Origin of the sequence: Gluconacetobacter sp. (assembly GCF_047721585.1) — a bacterium.
GTDB classification, from domain to species: Bacteria; Pseudomonadota; Alphaproteobacteria; order Acetobacterales; family Acetobacteraceae; genus Gluconacetobacter; species Gluconacetobacter dulcium.
In genome coordinates this window covers 1-9,941 of sequence record NZ_JBDNXE010000133.1, presented here as the reverse complement: position 1 = coordinate 9,941, position 9,941 = coordinate 1, and the positions used below count along the sequence as shown (strand labels likewise).

Here is a 9,941-nt window from a genome sequence, read left to right as displayed (position 1 = left end):
AGCGCAGGAAACGCGCGTCGGATCGCCGCCAGCGCCCGTTTCCGGTCAGGTTTTCAGTCGTTGGTGACGCTGATGTCGGGCGCCTTGGGGTTCTTCATGCCCACGATGTTGTAGCCGCAATCCACATGATGGATCTCGCCGGTCACGCCACCCGACAGGTCGGAGAGCATGTACAGCCCCGCCCCGCCGACTTCTTCCAGCGCCACGTTGCGCTCCAGCGGCGCGTTGTACTGGTTCCATTTCAGGATATAGCGGAAATCGCCGATCCCGTTGGCCGCCAGCGTCATGACCGGCCCGGCCGAGATGCCGTTGACGCGAATGCCGTCGCCACCCAGATCGGCGGCCATGTAACGCACCGAGGCTTCCAGCGCCGCCTTGGCCACGCCCATGACGTTGTAATGCGGCATCACCTTCTCGGCGCCGAGATAGGACAGGGTGAGAATCGAGCCGCCATCGGTCATCAGCCGCGCCGCCCGCCGCGCCACGGCGGTGAACGAGTAGCAGGAGATGTCCATCGCGGTCAGGAAGGCATCGCGCGGCGTGTCCAGGTAACGCCCGCGCAGGAACTGCTTGTCCGCCCAGCCGATGGCATGGACGAGGAAGTCGAGCCGCCCCCATTCTTCCTCGATCCGGGCGAAGGTCTCGTCCATCGCCGCGTCGTCGGACACATCGCACGGCAGCACCAGCGACGACCCCACGCGCTCGGCCAGCGGGCGGACGCGCTTGCCCAGCGCCTCGCCCTGGTAGGTAAAGGCCAGTTCGCCGCCCTGGGCCGCCACGGCATTGGCAATGCCCCAGGCGATCGAGCGGTCATTGGCCACACCCATTACGAGGCCGCGCTTGCCCTTCATCAGGGTGCCGGCGGGCGGGGCTTTGGACGCGCCATCTGACATGATAGAATCCTCGGAATGGATGGAATATGGCATGATCGGATTGGCGCCGTGGTTGCACAAGCGCGCGCGTCGGACAAGGTCCGAGCGGCCGTGCAGCCCCGGTTTCACCGAATGCGTGGCATGCCGGCCATGTCTCCGCCTCCCGCCCGGCCAGAATGGGACCGACCGTCATGACCACGCCGCTGATCGACCTGGGCTCCGACCCGTTCGCCCTGTTCGCCCACTGGATGCGCGCGGCCGAAGCCGCCGAACCCAACGATCCCAATGCCATGGCCCTGGCCACGGCCACGCCCGACGGCCGCCCGTCGGTGCGGATGATCCTGCTGAAGGGCGCCGACCGGCGCGGCTTCGTCTTCTATACCAACCTCGAAAGCCGCAAGGCCGGCGAACTGGTGGCAAACCCGCAGGCCGCCCTGCTGTTCCACTGGAAGAGCCTGATGCGCCAGATCCGCATCGAAGGCCCGGTCGAACCGGTCACGGACGCGGAGGCCGATGCCTATTTCGCCAGCCGCTCGCGCCTGTCGCGGCTGGGCGCCATCGCCTCCGACCAGTCCCGTCCCCTGGCCGACCGCGCGCTGTTCGAGCATCGGCTGGCCGAGGAAGAGGCCCGCTACCCCGAAGGCGCGCCCATCCCCCGTCCCGCCGACTGGTCCGGCTTCCGCCTGATTCCGGAGCGGATCGAATTCTGGCAGAATCGCGCCCACCGGCTGCACGACCGGGCGGTCTGGCGCCGCCCGGCACCGGATGCGGCATGGGAGACCACGCGCCTCTACCCCTGACCCCTTTCCCCGTCCACGTTCCTGGCATTCTGGAGAATAACATTGAAAAATATACAGAAAGTCCTGCTGCCTCTGAACGGAACCTCCAATGCCGAGGCCGCCCTGGCCACCGCCCTGCTCTTCGCCCGGCAGTTCGGCGGCCACATCGCGGGGCTGCATGTGCGCGCCGACAGCCGCGATGTCGCCCCCCTGGCCGGCGAGGGCCTGTCGGGCGCGATGGTCGAGGACATGATGTCCGCCGCCGAGCGCGAAGGCTCCCGCCGCGCCCTGGCGGTGCGCGAGATCTTCGACCGCTTCACCGCCGCCCACGGCGTGCAGGTCACGGACACGATCCCGCCCTTCTCCGGCAACCCCGTCGGCACCGCCTCGGCCAGCCTCGTCACCATGACGGGCCGCGAGCATGAGGTCGTGACCTACCGCGCCCGCCTGTCCGATGTCACCGTGGTCCCCCACCCGGATTCGGGCGAGGAAATCTCGTCGTCCGAAACCCTGCACGCCATCCTGTTCGACAGCGGCCGGCCGGTCGTCATCGCCCCCCGCCGCGTGCCCGCCACCGCCGGCCGGCGGATCTGCATCGCCTGGAACGGCACGTCGGAATCCACGGCGGCCCTGCACCATATCCTGCCCTGGGCGGCCGAGGCCGGGGCCGTGCGCATCCTCTATTCCGGCGACTACCAGCGCCGCGGCCCCGAAGCGCGCGACGCCGCCGACTACCTCACCATCCACGGCATCCACGCCGACCTGGTGGAATTCGGCGACCCGGACGAGACGGTGGGCGCCAGCCTGCTGGCCGCCTGCCACGATTTCGGTGCCGACATGCTGGCCATGGGCGCCTATTCCCATTCCCGCCTGCGCCAGTTGATTCTCGGCGGCGTTACACGCCACGTTCTGGAGAATGCCGAAATCCCCGTGCTGATGAGTCGTTGATCCCTCTCATCATTGGTGCCATGCCCAAATACCACGACCATCAGACGTATATTTCACTTGAATATGGATCAAGGAAGGATTAGATGCCACTCAAAGCACGATTACACCTCGTGCATTGAGAAATATGGGTCTGCACCGTGGGTCTTGAACCGTCGATCATCCATGCCATAGACGCCGCCGGCGAAGATGCGCCGGCGATCCTGCGCGCGGCGCTGGGGGCGATGCCGCGCGGGCGCATCGGCCTCGTGTCGTCCTTCGGCACCGAATCCGCCGTCCTGCTGGCCATGGCGGCGGAGATCGACCCTTCGGTGCCGGTGCTGTTCCTGGAAACCGGGCAGCATTTCCCCGAGACGCTGGCCTATCGCGACCGGCTGATCGCGCATCTGGGCCTGACCGGCGTGCGCGACATCCACCCCGACCCGGCCCAGATCGCGGCCCGCGACCCGCAGGGCCAGCTCTGGGCGTTCGACCCGGACGCCTGCTGCGCCCTGCGCAAGGTCGAACCGCTGGACACGGCGATCATCCCGTTCGACGCCTGGATCACCGGCCGCAAGCGCAGCCAGGCCGCCACCCGCGCCCACCTGCCGGTGATCGAGCCGCAGGCCGACGGCCGTTTCAAGATCAACCCCCTGGCACGCTGGACCGCGGCGGAACTGGATGCGGAAATGACCCGCCGCGCCCTGCCGCGTCACCCGCTGGCCGCCCTGGGCTACCGCTCGATCGGCTGCGCGCCCTGCACGCAACCGGTCGCCGAAGGCGCGGACCCCCGCGCCGGCCGCTGGGCCGGACTGGCCAAGACCGAATGCGGCATCCACGCCTGACCACCCGCCGCGACGACCCCGCCCCCCTTTTGCCGAACCTGCAAGGTAGCGCCCCCATGGACGATCTCGACCAACTCGAAGCCCAGAGCGTTTACATCCTGCGCGAGGCGTACCGGAAGCTGAAGCCGCTGGCGATGCTGTGGTCGCTGGGCAAGGATTCCAACGTCATGCTCTGGCTGGCGCGCAAGGCGTTCCTCGGCCGGGTGCCGTTCCCGGTGATGCATGTCGATACCGGCAAGAAATTCCCCGAGATGTACCGCTTCCGCGACGAATATGTGAAAAAGTGGGAGCTGGAACTGCTGCTGGGCGACTGTCCGCCGGTCGAGGAAATCGACCCGACGCTCCCTCCGGCCGCCCGCTCCGCCGCGCGCAAGACCGCCGGCCTCGCAACGATGATCGAGAAATACAAGCTGGAAGGCGTCATCGCCGGCATCCGCCGCGACGAGCAGGCCACCCGCGCGAAGGAGCGCGTGTTCAGCCCGCGCGGATCGAGCCATAAATGGGATGTCCGCAACCAGCCCCCCGAATTCTGGGACCAGTACGCCACCCCGCATGAAGAGGGCGTGCATATCCGCGTCCACCCGCTGCTGTCATGGCGCGAGATCGACATCTGGCGCTATATCGAGCGCGAGGGCATCCCGCTGGTCGATCTGTATTTCTCCAGAAACGGCAAGCGGTACCGCTCGCTGGGCGATCAGGACATCACCAGCCCGATCGAGAGCGAGGCCGCGACGGTGGCCGAAGTGATCGCGGAGTTGCAGACCACCCGCACCTCCGAGCGCGCCGGCCGCGCCATGGACCATGAATCGGAAGATGCGTTCGAGCGGCTGCGCGTCGCCGGCTATCTGTGAACCCAGCGGACGGATCGAGACACATCATGAGCAACGATATCCTTCGCCAGGACGCGGCCACCCCCATCGTCATCGTCGGCCATGTCGATCACGGCAAATCCACCCTGATCGGCCGCCTGCTGCATGACACCGACAATCTGCCCGAGGGCCGGGTGGCGCAGATCATCGAATCCAGCCGCAAGCGCGGCCTGAAGGTGGAGTGGAGCTTCCTGCTCGACAGCCTTCAGATCGAGCGCGACCAGGGCGTGACCGTCGATTCCACCCGCATCCCGTTCCTGCTGGGCAACCGGCAGTTCGTGATCGTGGACGCCCCCGGCCACCGCCAGTTCCTGCGCAACATGATCACCGGCGCCGCCGATGCCGAGGCCGCCGTACTGGTGATCGACGCCGCCGAGGGCGCGCAGGAACAGACGCGCCGGCACGCCATGCTGCTGCGCCTGATCGGCATCCGCCACGTCGTCGTGCTGATGAACAAGGTGGACCTGCTGGATTACGACGAGCACAAGATCGCCGCTTCGGAACAGGCGGTCGCCGCCCTGCTGAAACAACTCGATATCGAACCCAGCCTGTTCATCCCCGCCTCGGCGCGCGAGGGCGACAACATCGCCTCCCGCTCCCCGCGGATGGACTGGTACAAGGGCCCGACCCTGACCGAGGCCCTGGCCCTGGTCCCGTCCCCCGCCGGCCGCGCGGACCTGCCGCTGCGCCTGCCGGTGCAGGATGTCTACCGTTTCGACAGCAAGCGCGTGGTCGCCGGCCGCATCGAGCGCGGCCGTGTTTCGGTCGGCGACACGCTGGTCATCGGCACCCACGGCACCACCGCCCGCGTCGCCTCCATCGAAAGCTGGCACACCGCCCCGCAGATTTCCGCCGTCGCCGGCCAGTCGGTCGCCATCACGCTGGAGCCGGACGTCATCCCCGATCGCGGCGACCTGCTGCACCGGCCGGACGAAGCGCCGATCCGCACCGCGCGCATCCGCTCGCGCCTGTTCTGGCTGCGGCAGGAGCCGCTGCGCGTGGGCGAGAGCTTCCGCCTGCGCCTCGCCACCGCCGAACATCAGGTTACCGTCGCCTCGATTGATTCCGTGGTGCGGCTGGACGACCTGACCGAACACGCATCCGATCACGTCCCGCCCGAGGGCTTCGCCGAGATCACGCTGGCGGCGTCGGAGAGCATCCTGTTCGACGCCTTCACCCCCGGCACCACCGACGGGCGCGGCGTGCTGGTCGATCGTCACCAGCGCATCGTCGGCGGCGCGCCGCTGATCGGCCCGGCCGAAATCGCCAGCGGCACCAAGGCCATCCACCCCACCGACAGCACCGTCTCGCTGTGGGACCGCGCGCAGGCGCGCGGCCATCGCGGCGGCGTATTCTGGATGACCGGCCTGCCCGGCGCGGGCAAAAGCACCATCGCCCGCGCGGCGGAATCCCGCCTGTTCGCGCAAAAGATCGACGTTTCGGTGCTGGATGGCGACACGCTGCGCGCCGGCCTGTGCGCCGATCTGGGCTTCTCGGAGGCCGACCGCACCGAGAACGTGCGCCGCGCCGCCGCCGTCGCCCGCATCCTGGCCGAAACCGGTCAGGTGGTGCTGGTGGCGCTGATCTCGCCGCGCGCCGCCGACCGCGAACTGGCGCGTCAGGTCGTGGGCGAAGGCTTCCACGAAATCTTCGTGGATGCCGATCAGGCCACCTGCGAGGCCCGCGACCCCAAGGGCCTCTATCAGGCCGCCCGCGCCGGGCGGATCAGCGGCTTCACCGGCATCGACGCGCCCTACGACGTTCCGGCCACACCGGACCTGCACCTGCCCACCGGTGCCGGCAGCGTGGGCGACGTCGCGGACCGTCTGGCCGGCTATGTGGCCGATAGCGTCACACTGGCCGAAGCCACCCGCCGCCGCTCCTGAGCGGACGGGCCGAGGCAGATAGACAGAGCGCAATGCACGATTAACAATCGTGCATTCCTCTTGTATTGCGCGCATGAAACCCCTAATGCCTCTGTAGAACGGGGCGACATCCTGTCGGCATCGGCCGGATCGGACATAAGAGGTACGGACCAGTGAGCGATGTCAGGAACAACCGCCGCGTAGCCGGCGGTTCGAGCGTGATCACCGCCAACCGGCTGCTGGACGGTCGCATCGTCTGGCAGGTAGCCGAAGGCGACTGGTCCCCCATGATCCATGACGCGCGGATCATCCCGAACGCGGAGATCGAGGCCGCCATCGCCCAGGCCGCCGCCCGCCAGCAGGCCGACGGCCTGGTCGGCGTCTACGGCGTGCAGATCGAATCCGACGAAGCCGCGCCGACCCCCGTCACGGTGCGCGAGCGCATCCGCGCCTTCGGTCCCACCGTCCATCCCGATTTCACGCCCGCAGCCGAGCTCGAAGCCCATGCCTGACACCATCCCAGCACCCGCGCTGCCCGTCGGGCATTACGGCTACGATCAGGTCGACCGCGCCTTCCTGGCCGACCGGGTGGAACAGTTCCGCGACCAGGTGGCCCGCCGCATCGCCGGCACCCTGTCCGAGGACGAGTTCAAGCCCCTGCGCCTGATGAACGGCCTGTATCTGCAACTGCACGCCTACATGCTGCGCATCGCCGTCCCCTACGGCGTGCTCGATTCCCGGCAGATGCGCGAACTGGCCCATATCGCCCGCACCTACGACCGCGATTACGGCCATTTCACCACCCGCCAGAACCTCCAGTTCAACTGGATCAGGCTGGAAGACACGCCCGACATCCTGGCCCGGCTGGCGGCGGTGGACATGCACGCCATCCAGACCAGCGGCAACTGCATCCGCAACGTCACCTGCGACCAGTTCGCCGGCGCGGCACAGGACGAACTGGTCGATCCGCGCGTCCATGCCGAAATCCTGCGGCAATGGTCCACGCTGCATCCGGAATTCACCTTCCTGCCGCGCAAGTTCAAGATCGCGATCAGCGGCAGCCCCAACGACCGCGTGGCCGCCCGCTTCCACGATATCGGGCTGGTGGCCAAGCCGGCCCCCGACGGCGGCACGCAGTTCGACGTCTTCGTCGGCGGCGGCATGGGCCGCACGCCCATCGTGGGCGTGCACCTGCGCGACGACCTGCCGGAAGAAGACCTGCTGGCCTATCTGGAAGCCATGGTCCGCGTCTATAACGAGTACGGTCGCCGCGACAATATCTACAAGGCGCGGATCAAGATCCTGGTCCAGGCGCTGGGCACCGAAGGCTACCGCCAGAAGGTCGATGCCGAGTTCGCGTCCATGAACCGCGCCCGCTACCGCCTGCCGCCCGAGACGGTCGCCGCCATCCGCGCCCGCTTCGGCACGCCGGACCTGAACGCGCCCGACGACGCGGCCGCCCGGCTCGACCGCGCCCGCCGCGCCGACCCGGCCTTCGACCGCTGGGTGCGCACCAACACGCATCCGCACCGCGCGCCGGGCTACATCTCCGCCGTCATCTCGCTCAAGCCCGCCGGCGGCATCCCCGGCGACGCCACTTCGGCGCAGATGGATACGGTGGCCGACCTCGCCGACCGCTACGCCTTCGGCGAAATCCGCGTCACGCACATGCAGAATCTCGTGCTGGGCCATGTGCGGCAGGACGAGTTGCATGCGCTGTGGCAGGCCCTGCGCGCGGCAGACCTCGCCTCGGCCAATATCGGGCTGATCGGCGACATCATCGCCTGCCCCGGCCTCGATTACTGCGCGCTGGCCAATGCGCGGTCGATCCCGATCGCCCAGAAACTCGGCGCCCGCTTCGCCAGTCCCGAACTCCAGGAGACGATCGGCCCGATCGAAATCAAGATTTCCGGCTGCATCAATGCCTGCGGCCATCACCATGCCGGCCATATCGGCATTCTGGGCGTGGACAAGAAGGGCGAGGAATTCTTCCAGCTCACGCTGGGCGGCTCGCCGGGCAGCGACGCCTCGGTCGGCCAGATTCTCGGCCCGGCCCTGCCCGAGGACGCGACGGTGGACGCCATCGCGCGCCTGGTCGATGCCTATCTGGTCCACCGCACGGGGGGCGAACGCTTCCTCGATACCTACCGGCGCCTGGGCGCCGCCCTGTTCAAGGATGCCGTCTATGCCCCTGCTTGAAGACGGACAGCTCGTCCCCGACACCTGGACGACGCTCGACGCGGACTCCCCCCTCCCCGCCACCGGCCCGGTCATCGTACCGCTCTCCCGGCTGGAGGAAGGGCTGGCCCGCGCGCCCGGCGAAAAACTGGGCGTAGCCCTCGCGCCGGACACGGAAATCGACACGCTGCGCACCGCCCTGCCCCGCCTGTCGCTGGTGGCGGTCACCTTCCCGATCTTCCGCGACGGCCGCGCCTTCAGCCAGGCCCGCGCCCTGCGCGAGCATCTGCATTTCACCGGCGAAATCCGCGCCACCGGCAAGCCCCTGCCCGACCAGTACGAATTTCTCCTGCGCTGCGGCGTCTCCACGGTCGCCCTGCCCGCCGGCAGCGATCCGGAAATCTGGGCTCGTGCTCACACAAGATTCCGCATCGCCTATCAGCCGTCGGTCCGTGGCGAACGCGCCGAAGGCTTCGCATTGCGGCGCGTTCTCTAACCGCCCGGCCAGCCCTCACCAGCCCTCATCGCATTCTTTCACCGGATTTCAGCCACCGGAGCCGAGAACCGCATCCCATAGAGGCTGTTCCAGGAAACGCCCCGCCTCGTCGCGCGGGGTACATCCCAGTTCCGCGACCGCCCAATGGTTGGGCATGAACACGCCGGGTCGCGGCGCACATTGCGCGGCATCCGTCACGATGCGGATATGGTCGGGCGCCAGACCCAGGGCCGCATAGGTCTTTGCCATCCACGGTGCCTGCGCCTCATGCGCCGAATACATGCCCCACCAGCGCGCGCCCGGCGTGGCGGACGGGCCGGACAGCCACGCAGCAAGGCTCCCCGTCTGCTGGTAATGATCCCAGGGGCTGGACAGCAGAACGACACGCCCGACCGGAATCCGCGTGGCCAGAAACGCCGCCAGCCCGGCCCCCTGCGAAAATCCGCTCACGGTCATGTCGCCCCAGCGCGGCTGCCCGTTTTCGAGGTAGCGATCCCAATGTTCCGCCGGCCATTCACGCGCGAGATAGCGCAGCATGGCCGCCGTCCGGGACACCAGCCCTTCCGAGGGCGCGATGCTCAGACCCGGCATCGGCGCCCCGCCGAAAATCTTCGCGTAGCGGTATTGTTCGAAGCAAGGGTCCCGCCCGCTGGAGCAGAGTTGCACACCGGGCGGATTATACGTGTAATCGACCATCAGCACCCGATAATGCCGCGTCAGCGCATCGGCCAGAAACGGAATGGTCGGAGACCGGCGCAGAGACGGCGCGCCCCCGAAAAAGACCAGAAGCCGACCACTCTCCCCCGTATCGGGCAGATAGGCCGCCACATTATTGGCATCGGTTTTCCGGATGGCCGGGTCCGTGTCCTGCGGCGCGACATCATGTTCGACCATCCGCGCCGCCCAATCCGTCGCCAGAGCGACGGGCACCCGCACACATGAAAGAAGGCAGACAAAGAGAACGACTCCAGCGACGCCACGCATGCCCGTCATGTCTCCGGCTCGCCGTTCGCGAACCAAAATGAACCATGCGCACCATATCATGCGCGCCCCTCTCCAGATACCCTGCACGCCCCTTTGCGCACCCCGCTCCATAACCCTTCCCACCCTCTC

The 9,941-nt window shown here is 68.0% G+C and carries 10 protein-coding genes; 8 read left to right on the top strand and 2 right to left on the bottom strand.

Annotation, left to right across the window (positions count from 1 at the left end):
* Window positions 1-53: 53 nt before the first annotated feature.
* Complete coding sequence (gene fabI / locus ABF821_RS17660) at window positions 54-893, bottom strand: enoyl-ACP reductase FabI (RefSeq protein ID WP_182975500.1); 840 nt, start codon at window positions 891-893, stop codon at window positions 54-56.
* Window positions 894-1,063: 170 nt separating this feature from the next.
* Here fabI and pdxH point away from each other — a divergent pair, with 170 nt between their 5' ends.
* From pdxH to ABF821_RS17620, 8 genes are all read left to right on the top strand, one after another.
* Window positions 1,064-1,672: a pyridoxamine 5'-phosphate oxidase gene (gene pdxH / locus ABF821_RS17655; RefSeq protein ID WP_415531005.1), complete on the top strand. Its 609-nt coding sequence runs from the start codon at window positions 1,064-1,066 to the stop codon at window positions 1,670-1,672.
* A gap of 42 nt (window positions 1,673-1,714) precedes the next feature.
* Window positions 1,715-2,599: a universal stress protein gene (locus ABF821_RS17650; protein ID WP_415531004.1), complete on the top strand. Its 885-nt coding sequence runs from the start codon at window positions 1,715-1,717 to the stop codon at window positions 2,597-2,599.
* Window positions 2,600-2,736: 137 nt separating this feature from the next.
* Window positions 2,737-3,420: a phosphoadenylyl-sulfate reductase gene (locus ABF821_RS17645; RefSeq protein ID WP_415531003.1), complete on the top strand. Its 684-nt coding sequence runs from the start codon at window positions 2,737-2,739 to the stop codon at window positions 3,418-3,420.
* Between the two features lie 56 nt (window positions 3,421-3,476).
* A complete protein-coding gene (gene cysD / locus ABF821_RS17640; protein WP_415531002.1) occupies window positions 3,477-4,271 on the top strand; it encodes a sulfate adenylyltransferase subunit CysD in 795 nt (264 codons plus the stop codon).
* Window positions 4,272-4,297: 26 nt separating this feature from the next.
* The gene (cysC, locus tag ABF821_RS17635; protein WP_415531001.1) at window positions 4,298-6,175 is read left to right on the top strand and encodes an adenylyl-sulfate kinase; all 1,878 of its coding nucleotides are present in this window, start codon (window positions 4,298-4,300) and stop codon (window positions 6,173-6,175) included.
* Window positions 6,176-6,327: 152 nt separating this feature from the next.
* A complete protein-coding gene (locus ABF821_RS17630; RefSeq protein WP_415531000.1) occupies window positions 6,328-6,666 on the top strand; it encodes a DUF2849 domain-containing protein in 339 nt (112 codons plus the stop codon).
* Entirely contained in the window at window positions 6,659-8,353 is a 1,695-nt protein-coding gene (locus ABF821_RS17625) for a nitrite/sulfite reductase (RefSeq protein WP_183007732.1), read from the top strand. The genes ABF821_RS17630 and ABF821_RS17625 overlap by 8 nt, the downstream gene beginning before the upstream one ends.
* On the top strand, window positions 8,340-8,828 hold the full coding sequence (locus ABF821_RS17620) for a DUF934 domain-containing protein (RefSeq protein ID WP_415530999.1): 489 nt from the start codon (window positions 8,340-8,342) through the stop codon (window positions 8,826-8,828). The genes ABF821_RS17625 and ABF821_RS17620 overlap by 14 nt, the downstream gene beginning before the upstream one ends.
* Before the next feature lie 48 nt (window positions 8,829-8,876).
* Here ABF821_RS17620 and ABF821_RS17615 read toward each other — a convergent pair whose 3' ends face one another.
* Window positions 8,877-9,812, bottom strand: coding sequence for a BPSS1187 family protein (locus ABF821_RS17615; RefSeq protein WP_415530998.1), 936 nt, complete (start codon window positions 9,810-9,812; stop codon window positions 8,877-8,879).
* Between the last annotated feature and the right edge of the window lie 129 nt (window positions 9,813-9,941).

Excerpts from the sequence above, each read along its gene's own strand:
- fabI (WP_182975500.1), bottom strand. The coding sequence starts at position 893 with ATGTCAGATGGCGCGTCCAAAGCCCCGCCCGCCGGCACCCTGATGAAG.
- pdxH (WP_415531005.1), top strand. The coding sequence starts at position 1,064 with ATGACCACGCCGCTGATCGACCTGGGCTCCGACCCGTTCGCCCTGTTC.
- cysD (WP_415531002.1), top strand. The coding sequence starts at position 3,477 with ATGGACGATCTCGACCAACTCGAAGCCCAGAGCGTTTACATCCTGCGC.
- cysC (WP_415531001.1), top strand. The coding sequence starts at position 4,298 with ATGAGCAACGATATCCTTCGCCAGGACGCGGCCACCCCCATCGTCATC.
- ABF821_RS17625 (WP_183007732.1), top strand. The coding sequence starts at position 6,659 with ATGCCTGACACCATCCCAGCACCCGCGCTGCCCGTCGGGCATTACGGC.
- ABF821_RS17620 (WP_415530999.1), top strand. The coding sequence starts at position 8,340 with ATGCCCCTGCTTGAAGACGGACAGCTCGTCCCCGACACCTGGACGACG.
- ABF821_RS17615 (WP_415530998.1), bottom strand. The coding sequence starts at position 9,812 with ATGCGTGGCGTCGCTGGAGTCGTTCTCTTTGTCTGCCTTCTTTCATGT.